The following is a 25834-nucleotide window of genomic DNA, read 5'->3' as shown; positions in this document are numbered from 1 at the left end:
GCCGCCCTGCTTACCGGTCCGCGTACTTCTTGCTGACCGAGTCGTAGACGCCCTTGGCTTCCTTGCCCAGGCGCGGGCCGGCCAGCCAGCCGGCCGTCACCGGGCCGATGGAGGTGTTGGACACCAGGGCGGGCTTGCCGTCCGCACCGTTGGCGATCCAGCCGCCGCCGGAGGAGCCCCCGGTCATCGTGCAGCCGATGCGGTACATCGTCGGATCGGCCGTGGCGATCGAGAGGCGGCCCGGCTGGTCGGCGCACTGGAACAGCTTCTGGCCGTCGTAGGGCGGGGCAGCCGGGTAACCGGTGGCCGTCAGGCTCGCGATCTTCGGCACGGCCGGTGCGTTGAAGTTCACCGGGAGCGCGCCGCCGACCGTCTCCTCAAGGGACTTGGTGCTGCCCTTCTCGGGCACGACGTGCAGCACCGCGAAGTCGTACGGAGCTCCCTGACCGCCGGTGGGCCCGCCGCCGCTGATCCACTGGTCCGAGGTCTGAGCCCAGTCGGCCCAGAAGACGCCGTACGGTGCGACCTCTTCCTTCTTGGCGTTCTGCAACTGTGCCGCGGACTTGGCGCTGTTGTTGTACGAGGGGACGAAGGCGATGTTGCGGTACCAGCCGCCCTTCTTCCCCGCGTGCACGCAGTGGCCCGCGGTCCAGACCATGTTGGACTTTCCGGGATGCGCCGGATCCTGCACGACCGTCGCCGAGCAGACCATCGATCCTTCGGGGCCGTCGAAGAAGATCTTGCCTGCTTCGGGGAGAGTCGCGTGGTACGGCGACTTCACGTTCTGCGCGGTCACCGGCGCCGGGGTCGGGTCGGTGACTCCCTTGTCGCCGGAGATGTCGTTGTCGACAGGGTTCTCCGGGGGCTTGGCCGCGCCGCGCATCCGGTCCGGGTCCCAGAGCCCGGAGATGATCGGGTTGAAGAAGTCCTGGGCCTCACGCAGCCACTTGTCCTTGTCCCAGTTCTTCCATTCGCCGCTCTTCCACTTGCTCAGATCGACGCCGTGCTTCTTCAGCTTGTCCTTGAGATCGTCCGGGATGGTGATCTTGCCGTCCGACGGCGTGGAGGCGCTGGTGTCCGGCTTGTCACTGGCGTTGTCGTCGCCGGGCCCACAGGCGGTGGCGGAGAGAGCGAGTATCCCTGAGAGGCCAACTGCGGCTATGACAGGGAGGGTTCGGCGGCGGGCGTTCCCGCGACGTGGTGTGCGGGTTGGGCGGAGCGGTCGCATGTGGTGATCCCCCTGGGACTCCGGAACAACTGAATTCGGCACGTGATTTCGGCACGGTGGAACTGAAGTGCGGGCCCCACTATGCCGGTGCCGATGGGGACGGTATCCGGCAGGGCTGCGGTTCCGCAGCCTCAATGATCTTGCGACTCACCCGTGATCCCGGGCCGCTGCCGTCGTTGTTACGTATGGGGGTTTTACGCTGCGCCCGGCCCCGGCGTCGACGGGCGTACGACGCGACGTGCACGAGAAGGCGCGACAAGAACGCGCGACGACCGAACCGTTACAGCGGGAGGACCAACAGCTGTGGCTGTGACCAAATCTGCTCCGGCGGCGCCGACCACGGCGCACGAAGGGATCCTGCGCCGGCAGTCGATGCGTGAGTCCGCCGCCCGTACCTACGCGCGGTCGCTGCCGATCGTGCCGGTCAGGGCGCGGGGCCTGACCATCGAGGGCGCGGACGGGCGGCGGTATCTCGACTGTCTGTCGGGAGCGGGGACGCTGGCTCTCGGCCACAACCACCCGGTGGTGCTCGAAGCGATCAAGAAGGTCATCGATTCGGGCGCCCCCCTGCATGTGCTGGATCTCGCCACACCGGTCAAGGACGCCTTCACCACGGAACTCTTCGAGACCCTGCCGCGCCAGTTCGGCGATCAGGCCCGCATCCAGTTCTGCGGACCCGCCGGTACGGACGCGGTCGAGGCAGCCCTGAAACTTGTGCGCACCGCTACGGGGCGCAGCGGGATCCTCGCGTTCACGGGCGCGTACCACGGCATGACGGCCGGAGCCCTGGCCGTGTCGGGCGGCGCCACCGACGTCCGGGTGACCCGGCTGCCGTATCCCCAGGACTACCGCTGCCCGTTCGGCGTGGGAGGGGAACGCGGCGGTGAACTCGCCGCCCGCTGGACCGAGAACCTGCTCGACGATCCCAAGGGGGGCGTGGTCCCACCGGCCGGGATGATCCTGGAACCGGTGCAGGGCGAGGGTGGTGTGATCCCGGGCCCTGACGACTGGGTCCGCCGCATGCGCGAGATCACCGCGGACCGCTCCATTCCGTTGATCGCCGACGAGGTCCAGACCGGCGTCGGGCGCACCGGCGCCTTCTGGGCGGTCGAACACAGCGGGATCGTGCCCGATGTGATGGTGCTGTCCAAAGCCATCGGCGGCTCCCTCCCCCTGGCGGTCATCGTCTACCGGCCGGAACTGGACGTCTGGGAGCCCGGTGCGCACGCCGGCACCTTCCGGGGCAATCAGCTCGCCATGGCGGCAGGTGCGGCGACCCTCGCGTACGTCCGCGAGAACCGGCTCGCCGAGCGCGCGGCCGACCTGGGTACGCGCATCATCGGCCGACTGCGGCAACTGGCCGGTGAACACCCCGGCATCGGGGACGTACGTGGCCGGGGCCTCATGATCGGCGTGGAGATCGTCGACCCGGAGGCCGGGGATGCCGGCGTCCCGGGCCCGGCGCCCGCCGCACCCGTGCTCGCCTCCGCCGTACAGCGTGAATGTCTGGCCCGAGGACTCATCGTCGAACTCGGTGGCCGCCACTCCAGCGTCGTCCGCCTGCTGCCCCCACTCACTCTCACCGATGAGCAGGCGGAAGCGGTGCTCGACCGGCTGGCCGATGCCCTGGCCGCCGCTGAGCGCACCGTGTACCGCCGTCATGAGACCCGCCCTCCCCTCTGATCCCGGCCCCCCACAAGGAAGCACTCCGTGAACACCACCCCCGAATCTGATGTGTCCGAGGCCCCAGCCCCACCCGCGGTCCCCGGCCTTTTCGCGGTCGACCCGCTCATGGTTTGTTCGGGAGCGTCCGGCGTTCTGCCGGTCGATTCCGGGTCGGTCGGTTCGGAGACCGTTCCGCGCCAGAAGACCGGGGGCACGAGTACGGGGAGCACTGTCCCCGAGCGTCATCTGACACCCGGCTTCCTCGACGATCCGGACGCGAACACCGCGGCTGACGGTGCCACCGTCGAGAACCTGCTCCGCTGCTGGGTCCGGGAGAACAACCTGGCCCGGCCGGCCGGGCCTCTCCTGCGTATCCCTCTGTACGCCAGCGGTACCGCACTGCTCGTCCCCGTGCACTACTGGTCCGCCACGGGCTGGCACCGGTTCGGCAGGCCGTCGCTCGAAGGCGGGTCCCTGCGCGCACCGCTCGCCGACGCGGTCACCGTCGCTGCGCTGCTCGGTCGGGAAGCAGGGGGGCACGGAGGCGCCGAACTGGTCGGCAGGGTGGCCGACTCGGTACGTCGCACCGCCTCCTTCATCGCTGACCGTCGCATCAATCCGGGGCCGTCGCCCGAGGCGGACCTCTTCCTCACCGCGGAGCAGTCCCTTCTTCTGGGGCACCCGCTCCATCCCACCCCGAAGAGCCGCGAAGGCCTCTCCGATGCAGAAGTCGGCCTGTACTCGCCCGAGTTGCGAGGCTCCTTCCCGTTGCACTGGTTGGCTGTCGACCGTTCGGTCCTGGCACAGGACTCGGCGTGGACCGAGCGTGGGCGCACTGTCGCCGCGGACCAGCTCACCGCCCGCCTGGCCGGAGTTCTCCAGCGTCCCGATGACACCGCCCTCCTCCCGCTGCACCCCTGGCAGGCCCGCGACCTCGCGCATCGCCCGGCTGTGGCCTCCCTCCTCGACGCCGGGCTCCTGCGTGACCTCGGCCCGTACGGCGCCCCCTGGCATCCCACCTCGTCCGTCCGCACCGTTCACCGGCCCGGCGCAGAGGCGATGCTCAAGCTCTCCCTGGGCGTTCGCATCACCAACTCCCGCCGGGAGAACCTCCGTAAGGAACTCCACCGGGGCGTCGAGGTCCACCGCGTACTGAGAGGCGGGCTCGGTGAGCAGTGGCGGGCCGTCCACCCCGGCTTCGACATCGTGCGCGATCCGGCCTGGCTCGCGGTGAACACGACGGACGGCGAACCACTCACCGGGCTCGACGTCGTCCTGCGCCACAACCCCTTCGGCCCCGGCGACGACGCCGTATGCATCGCCGGTCTCACCTCCGTTCATCCCCGTGCCGACGGGCGAGGTGCGCGCTCGCGCCTCGCCGACATCGTGACCGGACTCGCCCACCGCACCGGCCGGACCACCGGAGCCGTCGCGGCCGAGTGGTTCCTGCGCTATCTGGACCATGTCGTACGCCCGGTGCTCTGGCTGGACGGCACCGCCGGTATCGCCCTCGAAGCCCATCAGCAGAACACCCTCGTCATCCTCGACCCCGCAGGGTGGCCTGTCGGCGGGCGCTACCGCGACAACCAGGGCTACTACTTCCGCGAATCCCATCGCGACGCACTGGAGCGGCGCCTCCCCGGTATCGGAGCGACCAGCGACACCTTTGTCGCCGACGCTGTCACCGATGAACGCTTCGCCTATTACCTCGGTATCAACAACATCTTCGGACTCATCGGCGCCTTCGGTGCCGAGCAACTCGGCGATGAACGCCTGCTGATCGCTGCCCTCCGGAAATTCCTCACCACCACCGTCCCCCTCGGCTCCCCATTGACCGCCAAACTTCTGGACACCCCTGTCCTGCGCACCAAGGCAAATCTGCTGACCCGACTGCACGGCCTCGACGAACTCGTCGGACCGGTCGAAACCCAGTCCGTCTACGTCAGCTTCACCAACCCGCTCTATTCCAGCGGTACATGACCCGACCCACATGAGAAGAGGAGCGTCGTCGTGCCCTCCATCGATGCGAGTACCGACACCGTGACCGGGACCGGCCCTGCCTGTCGGGCCGACCGGGGAGCCGAGGACACCCTTGATCTGCGGCTGCCCGATGAACTGATGTCGCTCCTCCACGATGCGGGCCCGGCGACCGGGCCTCTGCCCCTCACCCGCCCCTGCACCGGTGACGATCTGCTCGACGACCCGGGCGCATGGGGCCCGGTCCCGACCCCTGCCGGGCAGTTCCAGCTCGTTCCTGTGGACGTCGGGCGTGACCTGGCGGTCGTCAGCAGCTGGATGAACGACCCTGCCGTCGCCGCTTTCTGGGAGCTGCAGGGACCCGAGTCCGTCACCGCCGTTCATCTTCGGGCCCAGCTCGCCGGTGACGGAAGGAGCGCCCCCTGCCTGGGCGTGCTCGAAGGCACCCCGATGAGCTACTGGGAGATCTACCGCGCCGATCTCGACCCCCTTGCCCGGCACTATCCGGCTCGCCCTCACGACACCGGCATTCACCTTCTCGTCGGCGGAGTCCGCGACCGCGGACGCGGTATCGGCACCACGCTGTTACGAACGGTCTCCGATCTCGTGCTGGACAACCGGCCCCGGTGCGCCCGGGTCGTCGCCGAACCCGATCTGCGCAACACCCCGTCCGTGGCGGCGTTTCTCGGCGCGGGCTTCCGCTTCTCCGCGGAGATCGACCTTCCGGACAAGCGGGCAGCCCTCATGGTCCGTGACCGGTCCCTCCGCGAGCTGCTGTGCCCCGACACCTCTGAGTAGCCCCTGCACACACGCATGGTCAATGACCTCCTGTGAATGGCCTTCGGCCAGTCCATTTCCGCGAAAGAACTACCGAGAACGACCTGTTGTGATCTCTTGTGAACGACCGGCTGTGAATCACTTGCTGCCTTTGATACACCGCTTGTGCCGTATCGGTTCCACCCCGAGGAGTCCCTGTGCTGAAGCCACTTGCCACCCCTGACTCCGAAGCAGAACCGACGCTGCTCGCTCCTCCCGAGCTGAATCCGAAGGACTGGGACCGTGCGGCGCGCCGTCTCCTCGCCAAGATGCTCAGCGCCTTCGCCTACGAAGAGATCATCGAACCCGTCGTTCACGGCGACAGCCACCTCCTCGCCCTCGACGACGACCTGCCTCTCACCTTCCGGGCCCGGCGCGGTGCCTACGGGAACTGGCACGTGGACCCGGAGACCATCGAGCTCCAGGGCGAACCGTTCAGCGACCCGCTCCGCTTCCTCGTCCTCGCCCGCCGTCTTCTCGCCCTGGACGGTGCCACGCTCGGCCATCTGGTCCGGGAACTCACCACCACGCTCGCCGCCGACGCCCGGCTCGACCACACGGCGCTCCCCGCGGCCGATCTCGCCGACCTCGACTACGCGCAGCTCGAAGGCCACCAGACCGGCCATCCCTGGCTCGTACTCAACAAGGGCCGCATCGGCTTCTCCGCGACCGACGCCGCCCGCTGGACCCCGGAGTCCCGCAGGCCGGTCCGGCTGCCCTGGATCGCGGTCAGTACGAAGCTCGCCCGCTACCGCGGCGTCGCCGGGCTCGCCACCCCCGACCGGCTCTACCGCCGTGAACTCGACGCCCCCACCCGGGAGTCCTTCGCCGCTGAGTTACGGGCCCGGGGTCTGGACCCGGACGCCTACCTCTATCTCCCCGTGCATCCCTGGCAGTGGGACGAAGCGATCCTGCCGCTCTTCGCGCCGGCCATCGCCCACCAGGAGATCGTCCCGCTCCACACGGACGCCGATCCACGGCTGCCGCAGCAGTCCATCCGCACCTTCCTCAACCTGGACCGCACCGACCGGCACACGGTGAAGCTACCGCTGTCGATCCTCAACACACTGGTCTGGCGGGGGCTCCCCACGGAACGCACTCTTGCGGCCCCCGCCGTCACCGCCTGGATCCAGGGACTGCGTGACGGTGACGCCTTCCTGCGCGACGAGTGCGGTGTCATCCTGCTGGGCGAAGTCGCCTCGGTCTCCGTCGAGCATCCCCTGTACGACCAACTCCCCGAAGTTCCGTACCAGTACCGGGAACTCCTCGGCGCGATCTGGCGCGAGCCGCTCGACGCGCAGCTGGCCCCCGGGGAGGGTGCCCGCACCCTTGCCTCACTTCTCCACACCGACCTCCAGGGACGCTCCTTCACGGCAGAGCTCGTCGCCCGGTCGGGGCTGGCTCCCACCACCTGGCTGCGCCGGTTGTTCGCCGCGCTCATTCCGCCGCTGCTGCGCTTCCTCTACTGCTACGGAACCGTCTTCTCCCCGCACGGGGAGAACGCCATCGTTGTCTTCGACGACCACGACGTGCCGGTACGTCTTGCGATCAAGGACTTCGTCGACGACGTCAACATCAGCGCCGAGCCGCTGCCCGAGCACGACTCGATGCCCGACGACGTGCGGCAGGTGCTGTTGACCGAGGAGCCTGCCTTCCTCACACAATTCATCCACTCCGGGCTCTTCGTCGGCGTCTTCCGGTATCTGGCGCCGCTCTGCGAAGATCAACTGGGTGTCCCCGAAGCCGATTTCTGGCTCCTGGTGCGGGCCGAGATCCTGCGCCACCAGGCCCGGTTCCCGGAGCTGAAGGAGCGGTACGAGATCTTCGACCTGCTCACTCCTCGGATCGAGCGGCTCTGTCTGAACCGCAACCGTCTCCACCTCGACGGCTACCGCGACCGCCCGAACCGCCCGCACGCGGCCGTGCACGGCACTGTCCCCAACCCTCTGCACGAGGTGTGATCCCGATTGTCAGTGCTGCCCCGTAGGCTGGTCCCGCTATGACGAAGCCCTCCCTCCCCGAGCTCCTGCACGCTGCCGTCTCCGCCGTCGGCGGCACGGAGCGCCCCGGTCAGGTCACCATGGCCGAAGCTGTCGCCGACGCGGTGGACGACAACGCCCATCTGCTGGTCCAGGCAGGCACCGGCACCGGAAAGTCCCTGGGCTACCTGGTGCCCGCCCTTGCTCATGGGGAGCGTGTCGTGGTGGCCACCGCGACGCTCGCACTCCAGCGGCAGCTGGTGGAGCGCGACCTTCCGCGTACGGTCGACGCGCTGCACCCGTTGCTGCGCCGGAAGCCCCAGTTCGCCATGCTCAAGGGCCGCTCCAATTACCTCTGTCTGCACCGCCTCCACGAGGGGGTACCGCAGGAGGAGGAAGACGGACTGTTCGACCCGTTCGAGGCGGCAGCTCCCACCAGCAAACTCGGTCAGGACCTGATCCGGATGCGGGACTGGGCGGACGAGACGGAGACCGGCGACCGCGACGACCTCACCCCTGGCGTCTCCGACCGTGCCTGGGGCCAGATCTCCGTCTCGTCGCGGGAGTGCCTGGGCGCGAGCAAGTGCGCGTACGGGGCGGAGTGCTTCGCCGAGGCCGCCCGTGAGCGGGCCAAGCTCGCGGACGTGGTGGTGACCAACCACGCGCTGCTCGCCATCGACGCGATCGAAGGCGCCCCGGTGCTCCCGCAGCACGAGGTGCTGATCGTCGACGAGGCACATGAGCTGGTGTCCCGCGTCACCGGTGTGGCCACCGGTGAGCTCACGCCCGGCCAGGTCGGCCGGGCCGCGCGCCGAGCCGCGAAGCTTGTCAACGAGAAGGCGGCCGACGCCCTCCAGACGGCCTCCGAGACCTTCGAGCGGGTCATGGAGCTGGCGCTCCCCGGTCGGCTCGAAGAGATCCCCGAAGACCTCGGGTACGCGCTGATGTCGCTCCGTGACGCGGCCCGGACCGTCATCTCGGCCCTCGGCTCCACCCGCGACAAATCGGTCCAGGACGAGGACGTCGTACGGAAACAGGCGCTGGCGTCCGTCGAGTCCATCCATGACGTCGCCGAGCGGATCACGCTGGGGTCCGAGTACGACGTCGTCTGGTACGAACGCCATGACCGGTTCGGGGCGTCGCTGCGAGTTGCCCCGCTCTCCGTTTCGGGCCTGCTCCGCGAGAAGCTCTTCACGGACCGCTCGGTCGTGCTCACCTCCGCGACCCTCAAGTTCGGCGGCGACTTCAACGGCGTCGGTGCCTCACTGGGTCTGTCGCCCGAAGGCACCGAGGGGGAGGACGTGCCGCAGTGGAAGGGCCTGGACGTCGGCTCGCCCTTCGATTACGCCAGGCAAGGCATTCTCTATGTCGCCAAGCACCTCTCGGCTCCGGGCAGGGAGGGATCACGCACCGACATGCTCGACGAACTCGCCGAGCTGGTGGAGGCGTCCGGCGGACGTACGCTCGGGCTCTTCTCGTCCATGCGCGCCGCGCAGGCCGCGGCCGAGGAGCTGCGGAGCAGGCAGGACAAGCCGGTTCTGCTCCAGGGCGAGGAGACGCTGGGCGAGCTGATCAAGAATTTCGCCGCCGACCCGGAGACCTGCCTCTTCGGCACGCTGTCGCTCTGGCAGGGCGTCGATGTGCCAGGACCGAGCTGTCAGCTCGTGGTGATGGACCGGATTCCGTTCCCCCGGCCCGACGATCCGCTGATGAGCGCACGCCAGAAGGCTGTGGAGGAGGGCGGCGGAAACGGCTTCATGGCTGTCGCCGCGACGCATGCCGCGCTCCTGATGGCGCAGGGTGCCGGGCGGCTGGTGCGGGCCATGGGGGACCGGGGCGTCGTCGCGGTGCTCGACCCCCGGCTGGCGACCGCGCGCTACGGCAGCTATCTGCGGGCGTCGCTGCCTGATTTCTGGTTCACGACGGACCGTAACCAGATCCGCAGGTCACTGAGTGCCATCGACGCCGCAGCCAAGGAAGCCGGTCGGTAGAGCCGGTCAGTGGAAGAGGCGGGTGCGCCGGAGCGGCGGGCGCGGCCGAGCGGGTTCCGGCGTGCCCTGATGCGCCAGGATGTTGCGCAGACAGCGCAGACAGCGCAGACAGCGCAGACAGAACAGAGGCGGACAGAGCAGGGCCCCGGAACCGGCGCAGTAGGTTCCGGGGCCCGGTCCATGGCCGGCGGCGCAGTCACATCCGCCGGAGTACTGCCACCACCTTGCCGAGGATCGTGGCTTCGTCACCGGCGATCGGCTGATAGGCGGCGTTGTGCGGGAGAAGCCAGACATGCCCGTCCTCGCGCTTGAAGCGCTTGACCGTGGCCTCGCCCTCCAGCATGGCCGCCACGATGTCGCCGTTCTCCGCGACGGGCTGGCGGCGCACGGTGACCCAGTCGCCGTCGCAGATCGCGGCTTCGATCATCGAGTCGCCGACGACCTTCAGTACGAAGAGTTCGCCGTCACCGACCAGCTGGCGGGGGAGCGGGAAGACGTCCTCCACCGACTCCTCGGCCAGGATCGGTCCACCGGCGGCGATCCGGCCGACCAGGGGGACGTACGACGCGGCGGGCTTGCCCGTGGTGTCGGTCGTCTGTGTGCTCGGCTGGTCGGAGCCGCGGACCTCGTACGCCCGGGGGCGGTGCGGGTCACGGCGCAGGAAACCCTTGCGCTCCAGCGCCATCAGCTGGTGGGCGACGGACGAGGTGCTCGACAGCCCGACCGCCTGACCGATCTCCCGCATCGAGGGCGGATAGCCACGTCGTTGCACGGAGTCCCTGATCACCTCGATGACCCGTCGCTGCCGGTCGGTCAGCCCGGAACTGTCCGCCCGGATTCCGGGAGGTCGACCGGGCAGCGAGCGCGCGGGTCGCGGAGGCACCGTGCCCTCGGGATCCGTAGCTGCGTCATTCATGGCATGCACCGGCTGTAGTCGGTTCTGGGAGCGGTCCTGGGCAGTGATGGTGGCACTGTCTGCGGTCGTGGTCACGTCGGCCCCTCTCGAGAAGTTCTCTCCCTAGTTGGACAACGGTAGTGGCTTTCGAAAGGTTGCGCCAAACACACGTTCGAGTGAAAAAATGAAAAATCCTTCACCTGAGCGTGCACTCGGGTGTATGAGCGGACCTGGGGGCTGAAAGGCAATTCGGTCGATTACGGTACCGTTCGCTGCTGGTGCCGCACGCTGCGGGGGTGTTCCCTGCGGAGCGTCGCAGTGCATTCTCAGTCTGTCATCGAGGGGCCCGGAATCCGGGTCCCGACGCGGTTCACGTACCCTCGGGCGAGCCGCGCGCTGTCGGTGGAAGCGCGAAACGCGCCGGGGCGGAAGTGGCACCAAACCCCCAGATCTAGTGGTTGGATTGCGGCAGCCACCCAGAGGTTGTGGTTCGTGGTCCTCGCGGCCTCGGCCATCGCCTATGCTTGGGGCTGCTTCGAGGGGCTCGTTCCGGGCCTGGCGAGGCCATTCAGTCACGCTGCGAAGGAGGCTCGGAATCATGCACTGCCCCTTCTGCAGGCACCCTGACAGTCGCGTGGTCGACAGCCGCACCACGGACGACGGCACGTCGATCCGCAGGCGCCGCCAGTGCCCCGACTGCTCCCGCCGTTTCACCACGGTGGAGAGCGCCTCGCTCATGGTGGTCAAGCGCAGCGGGGTCACCGAACCCTTCAGCCGTACCAAGGTCATCTCGGGTGTGCGCAAGGCATGCCAGGGGCGGCCGGTCACTGAGGACGCCCTCGCCAAGCTCGGCCAGCAGGTCGAGGAGGCGGTGCGTGCCACCGGGAGTGCCGAACTGACCACCCACGACGTGGGTCTGGCCATACTCGGCCCGTTGCAGGAACTCGACCTTGTCGCGTACCTGCGCTTCGCGTCCGTCTACCGGGCGTTCAATTCACTCGAAGACTTCGAGGCCGCCATCGCGGAACTCCGCGACGCGCAGCCCCCCGCAGTGGAATGCGAGTGCGGTGGGACCCCTGTGGTCCCCGTGCCCACCACTGCCGCTGACTGACCCGTCAGGGTCGGCGGCCACACATACCTGCCTGCGGCGCTTCCTGTGCCGCAGGTGTCAGACAGACACAGTGCCGTGAGAAGAACTGGGCACTTTTGGGCGTTTTAGCCCGCATATGGGAGGCGGCATGACAGAGACGGCGAGCGGCCCGGCACGTGGATCCCGCGCAAAGGGATCCAAGGCGGCTGCTACTCGGCAGGGGCTGCGCAGCGAGCGCATCCACACCACCCCCGGCGTGCATCCGTACGACGAGGTTGCCTGGGAACGCCGTGACGTCGTCATGACCAACTGGCGCGACGGCTCGGTCAACTTCGAGCAGTGTGGCGTCGAGTTCCCCGACTTCTGGTCGGTGAACGCGGTCAACATCGTCACCAGCAAGTACTTCCGCGGTGCGGTCGGCGCGGACAACCGTGAGAACAGCCTCAAGCAGCTCATCGACCGTGTGGTCAAGACGTACCGCAAGGCCGGCGAGGAGAACGGGTACTTCGCCTCCCCGGAGGACGCCGAGCTCTTCGACCACGAGCTCACCTACGCGCTGCTGCACCAGGTCTTCAGCTTCAACTCGCCGGTCTGGTTCAACGTGGGCACGGCGCAGCCGCAGCAGGTCAGCGCCTGTTTCATCCTCTCCGTCGACGACTCCATGGAGTCCATCCTCGACTGGTACAAGGAAGAGGGGATGATCTTCAAGGGCGGCTCCGGCGCCGGCCTGAACCTCTCCCGTATCCGCTCCTCGAAGGAGCTCCTCTCCTCCGGTGGCAACGCCTCCGGCCCGGTCTCCTTCATGCGGGGCGCCGACGCCTCCGCGGGCACCATCAAGTCCGGTGGCGCGACGCGCCGCGCGGCCAAGATGGTCGTCCTGGACGTCGACCACCCGGACGTCGAGGCCTTCATCGAGACCAAGGTGAAGGAGGAGGAGAAGATCCGCGCGCTGCGTGACGCGGGCTTCGACATGGACCTGGGCGGCGACGACATCACGTCGGTCCAGTACCAGAACGCCAACAACTCGGTCCGGGTGAACGACGAGTTCATGAACGCCGTCGAGGCCGGGACCACGTTCGGTCTGCGTTCGCGCATGACCGGCGAGGTCATCGAAGAGGTCGACGCCAAGGCGCTCTTCCGCAAGATGGCCGAGGCGGCGCACGTCTGTGCCGACCCGGGGATCCAGTACGACGACATCATCAACCGGTGGCACACCTCGCCCGAGTCCGGCCGGATCACCGCGTCGAACCCGTGCAGCGAGTACATGCACCTGGACAACTCGTCGTGCAATCTCGCCTCGCTGAACCTCATGAAGTTCCTGCGCGACGACGACCAGGGCAACCAGTCGTTCGACGCCGAGCGCTTCGCGAAGGTCGTCGAGCTGGTCATCACCGCGATGGACATCTCGATCTGCTTCGCGGACTTCCCCACCCAGAAGATCGGCGAGACCACTCGCGCCTTCCGTCAGCTGGGCATCGGCTACGCCAACCTCGGCGCGCTGCTCATGGCGACCGGCCACGCGTACGACAGCGACGGCGGGCGGGCGCTCGCCGGCGCCATCACCTCGCTGATGACCGGCACCTCGTACAAGCGCTCCGCCGAGCTGGCCGCGGTCGTCGGCCCGTACGACGGCTACGCCCGTAACGCGGACGCCCACAAGCGCGTCATGAAGCAGCACGCCGACGCCAACACGGCTGCCACCCGCACCGACGACCTGGACAACCCGGTCTGGGCCGCGGCGACCGAGGCATGGCAGGACGTCCTGCGGCTCGGTGAGCAGAACGGATTCCGCAACGCGCAGGCCTCCGTGCTCGCGCCGACCGGCACCATCGGCCTGATGATGGACTGCGACACCACGGGCGTCGAGCCGGACCTGGCCCTGGTCAAGTTCAAGAAGCTCGTCGGCGGCGGCTCGATGCAGATCGTGAACAACACGGTCCCCAAGGCCCTCAAGCGTCTCGGCTACCAGCCCGAGCAGGTCGAGGCGATCGTCGCCCACATCGCCGACCACGGCAATGTCGTCGATGCCCCGGGCCTCAAGCAGGAGCACTACGAGGTCTTCGACTGCGCCATGGGCGAGCGTTCGATCGCGCCCATGGGTCACGTACGGATGATGGCGGCGGCCCAGCCGTTCCTCTCCGGTGCCATCTCCAAGACGGTCAACATGCCCGCGTCCAGCACGGTCGAGGACGTCGAGGAGATCTACCTCCAGGGCTGGAAGCTCGGCACCAAGGCACTCGCCGTGTACGTCGAGAACTCCAAGGTCGGCCAGCCCCTCTCCGCCAAGACGAAGGATGTCGAGGCCAAGGAGGAGCCGAAGACCGAGAAGGTCATCGAGTACCGTCCGGTCCGCAAGCGCCTGCCCAAGGGCCGTCCCGGCATCACCACCTCGTTCACGGTGGGCGGCGCCGAGGGGTACATGACCGCCAACTCCTACCCGGACGACGGTCTCGGTGAGGTCTTCCTGAAGATGTCCAAGCAGGGCTCGACCCTCGCGGGCATGATGGACGCCTTCTCGATCGCCGTCTCGGTCGGCATGCAGTACGGCGTCCCGCTGGAGACCTACGTCTCCAAGTTCACGAACATGCGCTTCGAGCCGGCCGGGATGACCGACGACCCGGACGTACGGATGGCGCAGTCGATCGTCGACTACATCTTCCGTCGCCTGGCCCTGGACTTCCTGCCGTTCGAAACGCGTTCGGCGCTGGGTATCCACTCGGCTGCGGAGCGTCAGCGGCACCTGGACACCGGTTCCTACGAGCCGGGTGACGACGACGTGGATGTCGAGGGACTGTCCCAGTCGGCGCCCCGCCAGGTGGAGCCCCCGAAGGCTGTCCCCGCGAAGCCGGAGGCCGTCGCGGAGGCGCCCGCTCCCAAGCAGGCGCACAACTCGACGGAGCTGATGGAGATCACGCTCGGCCTGAACGCCGACGCGCCCCTGTGCTTCTCCTGCGGTACGAAGATGCGCCGTGCGGGCAGCTGCTACCTGTGCGAGGGCTGCGGCTCGACCAGCGGATGCAGCTGATTTCCGGCTGAGCGGCCGGTGAAGTGAGACAGGGCGGTGACCGGAATTCGGTCACCGCCCTGACGCACTCTGCCGGACCATGACCGGTGTCACTCTCCTGGCCGTACGATGGCGCCGTGCTGGTCAAGTGGATTCGCTGCACGGTGACAGATCCTCGTGGGTTCGAGCAGGGGCAGCGGAGGTGGGCGGGGCTGCTGGGTGAGCCGGGATTCCGGGGACAGGGGGGTGGCTGGAGCCGCGGTCGGCAGGGTGTGGCCCATGTGTTCGCCTTCTGGGAGAGCCGTCCCTTCTACGACTCGTTCATGGCGCGCTCGCACGACCGGATCGCTGCCGCTCAGGCGGGCACGTACCAGGACATGCAGGCCAAGCTGTTCGACCACCGCTTCGACGTGAAGACGGGATTCGAACCCCGCTTCGAGGACGCGGACGTCGTCCGGGTCGCTCACAGCCGGGTGCGTACGGACCGGGTCGAGCACTTCGCGCTGATGCAGGAGAAGGTCTGGAACCCCGCGATGGCGGGCTCGCCGGGAATGCTGAGAGGGCTGTTCGGGGAGGCGCCGGGGGACGAGTTCCTGGTGCTGTCCATGTGGCAGTCGGCGGCCGAGCGCGGGAAGTACCGGCCGGAGCGGATCGAGCGGCTCTCCCTGCGTGCCCAGCTCGACGCCGATGTGACGGCGCTGGCGGGCGATGTCGTGCAGCTGGAACCGTCCTGGACGGTCTGAACGGGCGGCCGACGCATCGGACAGGGATTCGATCTAGGGTCTTGGCATGGCACGACCACAACGCATCGTCCTTGTCCGGCACGGCGAGTCGGAGGGCAACGCCGATGACACGGTGTACGAACGCGAACCCGACCACGCCCTGAGGCTGACCCCGTCCGGTGTGAGCCAGGCGGAGGAGACGGGCGTCCGGCTGCGCGAGCTGTTCGGGCAGGAACGGGTCAGTACCTATGTCTCGCCGTACCGCCGCACCCACGAGACATTCCGCGCCTTCGGCCTCGATCCGGAACGGGTGCGGGTCAGGGAGGAGCCCCGGCTGCGTGAGCAGGACTGGGGGAACTGGCAGGACCGCGACGACGTGCGCCTCCAGAAGGCGTACCGGGACGCGTACGGCCATTTCTTCTACCGGTTCGCGCAGGGGGAGTCCGGCGCCGATGTCTACGACCGGGTCGGGTCCTTCCTGGAGAGTCTGCACCGCAGTTTCGAGGCGCCGGATCATCCGCCGAACGTCCTGCTGGTCACGCACGGTCTGACCATGCGGCTCTTCTGCATGCGCTGGTTCCACTGGTCGGTCGCAGAGTTCGAGGCGCTGGCGAATCCTGGGAACGCCGAGACGCGGACACTTCTGCTGGGGGCGGACGGCAGGTACACGCTTGACCAGCCGTTCGAGCACTGGCGCGTTCCTGAGCCGTACGGCGTCACCGGTTAGAGTGGGGTCGAGATGACCGCCGAATCCGCTTCTGACTCCGTTTCCGGGTCTCTTCCCGATGCTTTCGGACGTGCCTGGGCCAGCCTGCGTGGGCTCTCCGTGGGAGATGCCCTGGGTTCCCAGTTCTTCGTTCCCGACAATTACCCGCTCCTCGCCCGCCGTGAGCTGCCGTCCGCTCCCTGGCAGTGGACCGACGACACCGAGATGGCCTGTTCGGTACTGGCCGTGCTGGCCTCCCACGGCCGGATCGACCAGGACGTGCTCGCCGCCTCCTTCGCCGAGCACCACGACTTCGACCGCGGCTACGGCCCCGCGGTCAACCGGATGCTGCGGCTGATCAGGGAGGGCGGCGACTGGCGTGAGCTGGCCAGCGGCCTCTTCGACGGCCAGGGCTCGTGGGGCAACGGCGCCGCGATGCGGATCGCGCCGCTCGGCGCGTGGTACGCGCACGACCCGGAACAGGCCACGCACCAGGCGGAGATCTCCGCGTACACCACACATCAGCACCGTGAAGCGGTGGTCGGGAGCATGGCCGTCGCGGCTGCCGCCGCTCTCGCGGCGAATCCCGCGGGGCCGCCGTCCCCCGCCGGGCTGCTGGACGGCGTGATCGCGCTCGTCCCTCGCAGCGCCGTGGGCGCCGGGCTGCGCAGGGCCAGGGACATGCTGGACTACGACGACACCGGTACCGTCGCCGCGGTCCTGGGGTGCGGCCGGCGTACGAGTGCGCACGACACCGTGCCGTTCGCGCTCTGGTCCGCGGCGCGCGGGCTCGGCGACTTCGAGCGGACGTTCTGGACGACGGCCCAGGTGGGCGGCGACATCGACACGACCTGCGCCATTGCCGGGGGAGTGGTCGCGGCGGGACAGGGCGGGGCGCCTCCTGCCGAGTGGCTGGCGCGGACCGAGGATCTTCCGGCGTGGACTCCGTCGCGCCCGTCGTGACGCGGTGAGGTGACGACGGGCGCTGCGGAGTCCCGGGATCGCCGGCGAGCGTGTGCCTCGCCGCTGGAGCGGCTCTGCGGCTGTCCGGACGTGTGAGGCCCTGAATCAGACGGCGCCGGGGCCCGCCGTGCCGCTGAGCGCCTCCAGGTCGCTCTTGCGCACCTGGATGACGAACAGCGCGGTGAGCGCCGCCAGGGCGGCGAGACCGCCCGCTGCGATGAAGGCCGTGCCGATGCCGTGCGCGAGGATCGCGTCGCTCCAGGGGGCGGGCAGGGTGTGTGACTTCGCGAATGCCATCTTCTGCTGAGCGGTTCCGTCGGCGAGGAACTTCGCGACCTGCTCGGTGCCTTCGTGCCGGCTGGCCGTGCCGAAGACGGTCGTCAGGATGGAGAGGCCGAGAGCGCCGCCGACCTGCTGGGTGGTGTTGAGCAGTCCGGATGCGGCGCCGGACTCGCTGTCGGCGACGCCGGAGACCGCTGTCAGGGTCAGCGTGACGAAGTTCAGTCCCATCCCGAGACCGAAGAGCACCATGGGGCCGAGGATGCCGCCCGCGTACGAGCTGCCGGGGTCGATCTGCGTCAGCCAGCCGGTGCCGATCGTGGCGAGGATGCTTCCGGTCACCATGAAGGGTTTGGGGCCGACCTTCGGCAGAAGCCGGCTGGAGAGCCCGGCGGCGGTGACGATGGCGACGGTCACCGGCAGGAAGGCCAGGCCGGCCCTGACGGCGCTGTAGCGCAGTACGTCCTGCACGAACAGCACGATGAAGAAGAACATCCCCATCATCGCGGCGGCCAGACTGAGCATGATCAGGTACGTGCCCGCGCGATTGCGGTCCGCGAACATCCGCAGCGGGGTGATGGGCTGCGCCGAACCGCGCTCCACCGCGACGAACGCGAGGAGGAGCACGACTGCGGCGGCGAAGGAGGTCAGGGTGAGGGCGTCGCTCCAGCCGTTGTTGGCGGCCCGGATGAATCCGTAGACGAGCGTGGCCATGCCCGCCGTGGAGGTGACGGCGCCGGTGATGTCGAAGCGGCCCGGGTGGCGTGCGGATTCGTTGATGTAGCGCGGGGCGAGGAAGGCGATGAACAGGCCGATCGGCACGTTCACGAAGAGCACCCAGCGCCAGTCGAGCCAGTCGGTGAGCATGCCGCCGGCCAGCAGGCCGAGCGCGCCGCCGCCCGCGGAGACACCGGCGAAGACCCCGAAGGCCCGATTGCGTTCGGGACCCTCGGGGAATGTGGTGGCGACCAGTGCCAGGGCGGTGGGTGAGGCGATGGCGCCGCCGACGCCCTGCAGAGCGCGCGCCGCGAGCAGTTGCCAGGGTTCCTGGGCGAATCCGCCGAGCAGCGAGGCGAGCGTGAAGAGCAGGATGCCGGTGATGAACATCCGGCGTCGGCCCAGCAGATCACCGGCCCGGCCGCCGAGCAGGAGCAGTCCGCCGAAGGTGAGCGCATAGGCGTTGATCACCCAGGTGAGGTTGCTGGTGGAGAAGCCGAGCGCGGTCTGGATGTGCGGCAGAGCGATGTTCACGATGGTCGCGTCGAGCACCACCATGAGCTGGCAGGCGGCGATCACTATGAGCGCGAGACCTGCGTGTGCCGGGCGCCCGGCACCGGGTGGCGCGGACGCCTCGCGCGGCGGCGCGCCTATCTGATCAGCAGTCATGAAGCTTCCCCCTGCGACGAGTTGGTGTACCGAGTCGTCCCCCGTCGGTGACAGTAGCGAGGTCGGCTTAGGGAACGCAAGCGTTCACTAAGAGCTGTGTGGAAGAACGGGCGGCGGCAGGGGAGTCGACCAGGGTCCGTCCGTCGGTGACACTGGAACCCTTGATCAACCGACCGCGCCGGGGTCGGTCTCGACGGAGTGGGACAGATGGATGCTTCGCGCTGGGCCGGGGAGTCGGAGGAGTCGGGGGAGCCGTCCGTTTCTCCACGCCGCCGGGGGGCGGTGCTGGAGCGGGCGATCCTCGGATCCGCACTGGAGCAGTTGAGTACGGTCGGCTGGAACGGCCTCACCATGGAGCGGGTCGCTGCCGGGGCGCAGACGGGGAAGGCGGCCGTCTACCGCCGCTGGCCGTCCAAGGAGGATCTGGTCGTCGACGCCCTGCAGGCCGCGCTGCCCGACCTGCGGGCGGCCGTCGATCACGGCAGTGTGCGCGAGGATCTCTACCAGCTCTGCCGCAGGATCCGGGACGCGATGTTCTCCAAGCCGGGATTTGCATTGCGCTCGGTGCTTCACGAATGTGACAGCGCCGCGGCCGAGCGGTTCCACGGGCTGATCTTTCAGAAGGTGATCGAACCTTCGGCGCGGCTCTTCGATGACGTGGTGTCTCGCGGAATCGAGCGTGGCGACGTCCGTCCGGATGCGGTGAGCGATCTGGTTCGTGACGTTATTCCGGGGTTGATGATGTACCGATCAAAAGTGTGCGGAAGTGAATTTCCGGATGGTGACCTCGCCCGGATGATCGACGAAGTGATGGTGCCGCTACTGCGTCCGTACGGTCGCTGAAGCCCGGTGCGGCACCGGGGTGTCGCACCGGGTGTCCGGCGGCGTAACCTGGCTGGCGCCATGCCGTACGAACCACCCACGCACACCGTCGAGCGCTCACTGCGCGCCACCACGGGTGCCAAGATCGTCGCCGGTGTCGATGAGGTCGGACGCGGGGCCTGGGCCGGTCCCGTCACCGTCTGCGCCGCCGTCACCGGACTGCGTCGACCGCCGACGGGTCTCACCGACTCCAAGTTGATCAGCCCCAAGCGCCGCACCGCGCTGGCCGGGCTGCTGGAGTCGTGGGTCACCGCCTACGGACTCGGAGACGCCTCCCCGGAAGAGATCGACGCTCTCGGGATGACAGCCGCGCTGCGGCTCGCCGCCGTGCGCGCGCTCGACGCGCTTCCGGTCCGCCCGGACGCGGTGATTCTCGACGGCAAGCACGACTACCTGGGACTGCCCTGGCGGGTCCGTACGGTGATCAAGGGCGACCAGTCCTGTATCGCCGTAGCAGCCGCCTCGGTGATCGCCAAGGTGCGCAGGGACGCGATGATGGCGGAGCTGGCCACGCACTCCGATGTGTGTGCGGGCTTCGCCTTCGATGCCAACGCGGGCTACCCCTCGCCTGTGCACAAAGCCGCGCTGGAGGAGCGGGGGCCCACCCCGTACCACCGGCTCTCCTGGTCCTATCTGGACGGACTGCCCCAGTGGCGGCATCTGAAGAAGACCCGTTCCTCCGCGGAGGCTGTCGCACTGGAAAGCGGGGGCCAACTCGGCTTCGACTTCTGAACTTTCAGTGGACCGGCGGAGATCCTCTCCGTTCGAGTCGCACTGACGTGCCAACCCGATGGTGGGTGGCGCACCGCCGTTTGATAGACATCCATTTCTCGCCTCTCATCCCCGAGGAGTCTCAGATTCACGAGAGTGCCCAGGGTCCCCGCAGCGCTCCGGCCGCCGGCCGCACCGCGTCGACCCCTCGTCCTGTACCCGGCCCGCGTCCCGCGGCCGTGCCACGCCCCGCTCGTCCGGGGCCCCGTCCTGCTGCCCGGCCTGCGCCCTCCGCGCCTCCCGTCCAGCGGACATCCTCTTCCCTGCCGACGCAGGCCCGTTCGGACAACCGTCCGGCGGCCCGCCCGGAGACCCCTTCGGGAGACTCCTCCACTCCGCAGCTCCAGCTGATCCCCGCTACGGCGGACGGTTCGCTCGATGCCGCGGAGGAGGCCGTCGACCTGCTGCTCGACGCCGGGCGGCTGCCGGGTGACGTGCTGCTGCTCACCACCGGCGAGCAGCACCCGTGGGCGGCGCACGAGCTGTCCTTCGGTGAAGCGGCCTACTGGGCCCAGCACGACGCCCGTGAGGACGTCTTCTACGCGGACGCCGCCGCGGTGGGCCGTGCGAAGGCCAGGCCCGTGGTGGTCGTCGCGCTCAACGGCGGTTCCGACGAGTCCGTCGCCCGGGTGCTGCCCGTGGCCAGGGAGCGTGCCGAAGCGCTGCTGATCGTCTGCGGTGACCCGCAGCGGGTCAATGCCGTGCTGGGAGCAGGTGTCTGAACCGTACGTCCCCACCGCCCGGCCGCCCCTCGACAGGGGTGCGCCGGGCGGTGGCGTACCGGGGCCGTCGGGCAGCCGCTGCGTTCAGCGAGCGGCGGCGCGGCGCAGTGCGGCGGTCGTGCCCGAACGCAGCGGTACGGGGGCCGGATCCGTCCCGGTCCCGGAGCTGTCGGCAGGACGGGCAAGGGAGTTGGGCCGACGGCCGCCGCGGCCTTCGCCCAGGACCTGCCACCCGCCGCGGGTGAGTGTGATGTACGAGCCGCAGCGCAGCCCGTGCAGTGTGCAGGCGTCGCGCAGTCCCCACATCCAGGCCCCGTCCTCCTCCGTCCAGCGCTCGTCACCCTCGCGGCAGTAGAGCAGGACGGCGGTACGCACCGGTGTGCGGCGGCGCAGATCGTGCGGGATGACGCGGCGCAGGTGCGCGAGCAGGGCGTTACGGAAGTCCCAGCCGTCCGCGGGGCCGGTGCGCCGGGCGAACGAGGCGCTCGCGGCGAGGCGTTCGTCGTGTTCGAGCACCGCGACCACAGCGGTCGAGGGAACGGGACGGTGCCGGGAGTACAGGCCGGTGACCACGTCACGCGGACTGCGGAGCAGCGGTATTTCCGCGGCGGCCCATTCGGCAGGTTCGAGGAGTCTGCCGAGCCGGTTGCCGGAGTCGGTGGACCTGGATGTCGACGAGGCGGTCAGGGCGGCGGACGGAGCGAATCCGAAGGTCACGGTCCTCCCTTCGCATACGCGCCCACGATGCGGGCACGGGCGGATGAGGCACACCGGATCACGGCCCTTCCGAACCGCGGGCGGGCCGTGCGGGGAGCGTCTCCAATTCTTCCCGTCGTACGAACGGGCGGCAACGGCCGGTTCGCACGACTGTCGGAAATCTCCGGGGGCGGTGCGCCTATCCCTGCCCAGGAAGAGCGGGCGTGACTCCTTCCAGCACTGCGGCACCGTCCTACGGGTGGTACAGCTCCCGGGCGCGGGCGGAGCCGACGGGTCCGTCCTGCGGCAGGTGCAGGAAGTGGCCCAGCTGCCACTCCTGCGCCTTGCCGGCCTGGCGGTTGGCGGTGGTCACCCAGGGCGGGTAGACGCGGAAGGCCCGCTTCCCGCCCGAACCGTTCGCCGATACGACCCCGTGCCGGCGGAGCGTGTCCAGGGGAAGGACGAACTGGCCGAAGTGATGGCGGTCGCGGGTACTGATGACGAAGAGGTCGACGGCGTCCGCCGCGTCGAAGGGCTGGATGGGCCCGCCGGGGGACCTCTTCCACACGGTGACGAACTGACCGGCCTTGGTGGGGGTCGTTCTGGCCGCGCGGAACCGGACGGAGAGGCCGTCGAGGGTGAACGTGTGGGCGGCGTACGCGGCGCTCTCGGCTTCGGGGACCGGCTGCGAGCAGGTGAACCCGCACGGGTCGTAGACGCGTGCCTTCGCCGCGAGGAGATCGTCGTGGGCCGGGGTGGTGTCCGACCACGGTGCGCGTCCGGTGGGGTGGAGATCGGGTGGGTGTGTATGATTCGTCGCCATTCGTCCACCCTGTCATGCACGCCGATGGTCGCCGACGGCCGGGGCTCACGCACCGGCAGCCGGGACGGAGCGGGCGCGTGCTCTTTGTCACGGCGGCGGATTGGGTCCTTGTCAGTGCCGTGAGGTTGCATGGGGGCATGAGTAACCAGGAGCTGCGTGCCGAAGCCGACGCCATCCTCGCTGAGCTGGTCGGCGACCCGGGCGGATCGGCGCGGCTGCGGGAGGACCAGTGGCAGGCGGTGGCCGCCCTGGTGGTGGACCGGCGCCGCGCTCTGGTGGTGCAGCGCACCGGCTGGGGCAAGTCGGCGGTGTACTTCGTGGCCACCGCTCTGCTCCGGCGGCGCGGCTCGGGTCCTACCGTGATCATTTCGCCGCTGCTCGCGCTGATGCGGAACCAGGTCGAGTCGGCCGCGCGGGCCGGTATCCAGGCACGCACGATCAACTCGGCCAATCCGGAGGAGTGGGATGCCATCCACCGGGAGGTCGAGCAGGGCGAGGTCGATGTTCTCCTGGTGAGCCCGGAACGCCTCAATTCGGTTGATTTCCGCGAGCGGATGCTCCCCGAACTGGCGGCCACGACCGGCCTGCTGGTGGTCGACGAGGCGCACTGCATCTCCGACTGGGGCCACGACTTCCGGCCCGACTACCGCAGGCTGCGCACGATGCTGGCCGAGTTGTCCCCGGGTGTGCCCGTGCTGGCGACCACCGCGACCGCGAACGCCCGGGTCACCGCGGATGTGGCCGATCAGCTGGGCACGGGCGCGGGAGAGGCGCTGGTGCTGCGCGGCACCCTGGAGAGGGAGAGCCTGCGGCTGGGCGTGGTCCGGCTGCCGGACGCCGCGCACCGGCTGGCCTGGCTCGCCGAGCACCTGGACGAGTTGCCGGGCTCCGGGATCATCTACACCCTGACCGTGTCGGCCGCCGAGGAGGTCACCGCTTTTCTGCGGAGCCGTGGCTTCGCCGTGGCCTCCTACACCGGGCGCACCGAGAACGCCGACCGCCAGCAGGCCGAGGCCGATCTGCTCGCGAACCGGGTCAAGGCGCTGGTCGCGACCTCCGCGCTGGGCATGGGATTCGACAAGCCGGACCTCGGCTTCGTCGTCCATCTCGGATCGCCGTCCTCGCCCATCTCCTACTACCAGCAGGTGGGCCGCGCCGGTCGCGGGGTGGCCCACGCCGATGTGCTGCTGCTGCCGGGCAAGGAGGACGAAGCGATCTGGCGTTACTTCGCCGAGGTCGCCTTCCCGCCCGAGGGGCAGGTCCGCCAGACCCTCGCGGCCCTCGCCGACGCCGGCCGGCCGCTGTCCGTGCCCGCTCTGGAAGCCCTGGTGGACCTGCGGCGCAGCCGGCTGGAGATGATGCTCAAGGTGCTGGACGTGGACGGCGCGGTCCGGCGGGTGAAGGGCGGCTGGACGACCACCGGTGCCGACTGGACGCACGACTCGGAGCGTTACGCCTGGGTGGCGCGGCAGCGTGCGGCCGAGCAGCAGGCCATGCGCGACTACGTCAGCATGTCCGACTGCCGGATGGAGTTCCTGCGCCGCCAGCTCGACGACGAGAAGGCGACCGCCTGCGGACGCTGCGACAACTGCGCGGGAGTGTGGCTCGACCCCGCGGTGTCGACCGAGGCGCTGGCAGGCGCGACGAGCGAACTGGACCGTCCGGGGGTGGAGGTCGAGCCGCGCCGGATGTGGCCGACGGGGATGCCCGCCCTGGGCATCGATCTCAAGGGTCGAATCCCGGCCAGGGAACAGTGTGCCCCCGGGCGGGCCCTGGGGCGGCTCTCGGACATCGGCTGGGGCAACCGGCTGCGCCCGCTGCTGGCCGCGCAGGCGTCCGACGGGCCGGTCCCGGATGACGTCCTGCGGGCCGCGGTGACCGTCCTCGCGGACTGGGCCCGCTCTCCCGGCGGCTGGGCGTCCGACGGCCCGGAAGCGTCCGCCCGGCCGGTGGGCGTCGTCGCCGTACCCTCCCTGACCCGTCCCCGGCTCGTCGCCTCCCTCGCCGAGCAGGTCGCCACCATCGGGCGCCTCCCCTTCCTCGGCACCCTCGCGTACACCGGGCCCGACGGCGCGCACTCGGCGCACCGCAGCAACTCCGCCCAGCGCCTCCAGGCCCTGTCCGCCGCCTTCGCCGTCCCCGAGGATCTCGCCGGCACGCTGGCCGGTGCTTCCGGTCCGGTGCTGCTCGTGGACGACAGCACGGACTCCGGCTGGACCCTCGCGGTCGTCGCCCGCCTGCTGCGTCGCGCGGGCGCCGACGGGGTCCTTCCGCTGGTCCTCGCCACGGCGGCCTGAGTATGTCCCGTGCGTGACACCTGCCCGTCGACGTGACGGGCAGGCTTGCGCCCCTGCCCGCAGTACCCCGGTGAGGTCAGAGACCGGCGTACTCCGAGCTCGCCACGGCCACCGCTCCGGCGAACCCCTCGGGCACCTCCACATCACCCACCGACCAGCCCGGCCGGGGGTTCACAGCGGACGCGTCCGTTCCCACGTAGTCGAGCCCGATACCGCGGACGAGGCCGACCCCCAGCCCCTTCAGATAGGCCTCCTTGCGCGCCCAGACCCGGGCGAAGGCTTCCGGGCGCCGTTCCTCCGGCAGCCGCGCCAGCTCCGCCCTCTCGCGGGGATGCAGACGCTCACCGACCTCCCGCACGACCACCGGGGACGGCACGGCCTCGACGTCGACACCGACCGGGACGGCGGCGACGGCCAGCAGGGCGAGGTCACCGCTGTGCGAGAGGGAGAAATGCACGGGCACGTCCGCGATCACGGGCCGTCCGTGCGGGCCCCCGCACCCGGCGCAGGGTTCCCGGACGAGCGGAATCCCGCCCGGCTCCGTTCCCAGGTGCTCGCCGAGCACCACGCGCAGCGCCACGTGCGCCGCCACGTAGCACCGCCGGTCCTGCTCCCGGCGGAACGCCGCCGCGCGCTCCTTCTCCTCCGCGTCCAGCACATCCGGCGCCAGCCGGAACGCGACCGGGCCCTGCCGGACCGCGTCCACCAGCCAGACCGCGGCGGCCCCGGCGCGTCCTGGCGCGGCCCGGTGAGCAGAGGAAGCTTCGAGCAGCAGAAGGCGAGGAGTTGTCACCGCGGTTGTTCTCCGTCCGGATGGTCCGTCGGGTCGCCCGCGTGTTCTGCGGGCGCACCGGAGAGCAGACGGTACCGGGTGTCCGCACGGGGCGCGTGGTCCTCGGCCGGGTCTCCGCAGCCTCCGCCGCACTACCTGTGCCGGATCCT

General features: G+C 69.5%; 20 protein-coding genes. 14 read left to right on the top strand and 6 right to left on the bottom strand.

Annotation, left to right across the window (positions count from 1 at the left end; translation table 11 throughout):
- Nucleotides 1-10: 10 nt before the first annotated feature.
- Nucleotides 11-1228: a serine protease gene (locus NBY69_RS28940; RefSeq protein ID WP_250304835.1), complete on the bottom strand. Its 1218-nt coding sequence runs from the start codon at nucleotides 1226-1228 to the stop codon at nucleotides 11-13.
- A 303-nt stretch (nucleotides 1229-1531) separates the two neighbouring features.
- On the opposite strand from NBY69_RS28940, the gene NBY69_RS28935 reads away from it, so the two are divergent.
- The 5 genes from NBY69_RS28935 to NBY69_RS28915 all read left to right on the top strand — a co-directional run bounded on the left by NBY69_RS28935 (nucleotide 1532) and on the right by NBY69_RS28915 (nucleotide 9656).
- Nucleotides 1532-2911 carry a diaminobutyrate--2-oxoglutarate transaminase family protein gene (locus tag NBY69_RS28935; RefSeq protein ID WP_250304834.1) on the top strand — a complete coding sequence of 460 codons (1380 nt, stop codon included), beginning with the start codon at nucleotides 1532-1534 and terminating at the stop codon, nucleotides 2909-2911.
- A 27-nt stretch (nucleotides 2912-2938) separates the two neighbouring features.
- Nucleotides 2939-4873: an IucA/IucC family siderophore biosynthesis protein gene (locus tag NBY69_RS28930; RefSeq protein ID WP_250304833.1), complete on the top strand. Its 1935-nt coding sequence runs from the start codon at nucleotides 2939-2941 to the stop codon at nucleotides 4871-4873.
- Between the two features lie 30 nt (nucleotides 4874-4903).
- Nucleotides 4904-5668: a GNAT family N-acetyltransferase gene (locus tag NBY69_RS28925; RefSeq protein WP_374211354.1), complete on the top strand. Its 765-nt coding sequence runs from the start codon at nucleotides 4904-4906 to the stop codon at nucleotides 5666-5668.
- A gap of 176 nt (nucleotides 5669-5844) precedes the next feature.
- Nucleotides 5845-7647, top strand: coding sequence for an IucA/IucC family siderophore biosynthesis protein (locus tag NBY69_RS28920; RefSeq protein ID WP_250304832.1), 1803 nt, complete (start codon nucleotides 5845-5847; stop codon nucleotides 7645-7647).
- Nucleotides 7648-7685: 38 nt separating this feature from the next.
- Nucleotides 7686-9656, top strand: coding sequence for an ATP-dependent DNA helicase (locus tag NBY69_RS28915; protein ID WP_250304831.1), 1971 nt, complete (start codon nucleotides 7686-7688; stop codon nucleotides 9654-9656).
- 196 nt (nucleotides 9657-9852) lie between these two features.
- On the opposite strand, the gene lexA is transcribed toward NBY69_RS28915, so the two are convergent.
- Nucleotides 9853-10647 (bottom strand): transcriptional repressor LexA, encoded by a 795-nt coding sequence (gene lexA, locus NBY69_RS28910; RefSeq protein ID WP_250304830.1) that lies wholly within the window; start codon nucleotides 10645-10647, stop codon nucleotides 9853-9855.
- A gap of 502 nt (nucleotides 10648-11149) precedes the next feature.
- Between lexA and nrdR the strand changes: the two genes are divergently transcribed.
- The 5 genes from nrdR (at nucleotide 11150) to NBY69_RS28885 (ending at nucleotide 17036) form a co-directional block, all read left to right on the top strand.
- The gene (nrdR, locus tag NBY69_RS28905) at nucleotides 11150-11662 is read left to right on the top strand and encodes a transcriptional regulator NrdR (RefSeq protein WP_250304829.1); all 513 of its coding nucleotides are present in this window, start codon (nucleotides 11150-11152) and stop codon (nucleotides 11660-11662) included.
- Nucleotides 11663-11789: 127 nt separating this feature from the next.
- A complete protein-coding gene (locus NBY69_RS28900; protein ID WP_250304828.1) occupies nucleotides 11790-14666 on the top strand; it encodes a vitamin B12-dependent ribonucleotide reductase in 2877 nt (958 codons plus the stop codon).
- A 116-nt stretch (nucleotides 14667-14782) separates the two neighbouring features.
- A complete protein-coding gene (locus NBY69_RS28895) occupies nucleotides 14783-15388 on the top strand; it encodes a YdbC family protein (protein WP_250304827.1) in 606 nt (201 codons plus the stop codon).
- A 46-nt stretch (nucleotides 15389-15434) separates the two neighbouring features.
- Entirely contained in the window at nucleotides 15435-16094 is a 660-nt protein-coding gene (locus tag NBY69_RS28890; RefSeq protein WP_250304826.1) for a histidine phosphatase family protein, read from the top strand.
- 12 nt (nucleotides 16095-16106) lie between these two features.
- Nucleotides 16107-17036, top strand: coding sequence for an ADP-ribosylglycohydrolase family protein (locus NBY69_RS28885; protein ID WP_250304825.1), 930 nt, complete (start codon nucleotides 16107-16109; stop codon nucleotides 17034-17036).
- Between the two features lie 105 nt (nucleotides 17037-17141).
- Here the strand turns inward: NBY69_RS28885 and NBY69_RS28880 are convergent, their stop codons facing one another.
- A complete protein-coding gene (locus NBY69_RS28880) occupies nucleotides 17142-18701 on the bottom strand; it encodes an MFS transporter (protein ID WP_250304824.1) in 1560 nt (519 codons plus the stop codon).
- A gap of 207 nt (nucleotides 18702-18908) precedes the next feature.
- Between NBY69_RS28880 and NBY69_RS28875 the strand changes: the two genes are divergently transcribed.
- From NBY69_RS28875 to NBY69_RS28865, 3 genes are all read left to right on the top strand, one after another.
- On the top strand, nucleotides 18909-19544 hold the full coding sequence (locus NBY69_RS28875; RefSeq protein ID WP_250304823.1) for a TetR/AcrR family transcriptional regulator: 636 nt from the start codon (nucleotides 18909-18911) through the stop codon (nucleotides 19542-19544).
- Between the two features lie 60 nt (nucleotides 19545-19604).
- Nucleotides 19605-20315, top strand: coding sequence for a ribonuclease HII (locus NBY69_RS28870; RefSeq protein ID WP_250304822.1), 711 nt, complete (start codon nucleotides 19605-19607; stop codon nucleotides 20313-20315).
- Nucleotides 20316-20404: 89 nt separating this feature from the next.
- Nucleotides 20405-21076: a hypothetical protein gene (locus NBY69_RS28865; RefSeq protein ID WP_250304851.1), complete on the top strand. Its 672-nt coding sequence runs from the start codon at nucleotides 20405-20407 to the stop codon at nucleotides 21074-21076.
- 84 nt (nucleotides 21077-21160) lie between these two features.
- Here NBY69_RS28865 and NBY69_RS28860 read toward each other — a convergent pair whose 3' ends face one another.
- On the bottom strand, nucleotides 21161-21793 hold the full coding sequence (locus tag NBY69_RS28860; protein ID WP_250304821.1) for a hypothetical protein: 633 nt from the start codon (nucleotides 21791-21793) through the stop codon (nucleotides 21161-21163).
- Nucleotides 21794-22025: 232 nt separating this feature from the next.
- Nucleotides 22026-22595 (bottom strand): MepB family protein, encoded by a 570-nt coding sequence (locus NBY69_RS28855; RefSeq protein ID WP_250304820.1) that lies wholly within the window; start codon nucleotides 22593-22595, stop codon nucleotides 22026-22028.
- Between the two features lie 137 nt (nucleotides 22596-22732).
- Between NBY69_RS28855 and NBY69_RS28850 the strand changes: the two genes are divergently transcribed.
- Nucleotides 22733-24892 (top strand): RecQ family ATP-dependent DNA helicase, encoded by a 2160-nt coding sequence (locus NBY69_RS28850; protein WP_250304819.1) that lies wholly within the window; start codon nucleotides 22733-22735, stop codon nucleotides 24890-24892.
- A gap of 76 nt (nucleotides 24893-24968) precedes the next feature.
- Here the strand turns inward: NBY69_RS28850 and NBY69_RS28845 are convergent, their stop codons facing one another.
- A complete protein-coding gene (locus NBY69_RS28845; RefSeq protein WP_250304818.1) occupies nucleotides 24969-25685 on the bottom strand; it encodes a 4'-phosphopantetheinyl transferase superfamily protein in 717 nt (238 codons plus the stop codon).
- Between the last annotated feature and the right edge of the window lie 149 nt (nucleotides 25686-25834).

This window comes from Streptomyces sp. A 4/2 (assembly GCF_940670765.1).
Taxonomy (GTDB): Bacteria; Actinomycetota; Actinomycetes; order Streptomycetales; family Streptomycetaceae; genus Streptomyces.
The sequence above is the reverse complement of the archived record's forward strand: the minus strand, read 5'-3'. Positions and strand labels throughout refer to the sequence as shown.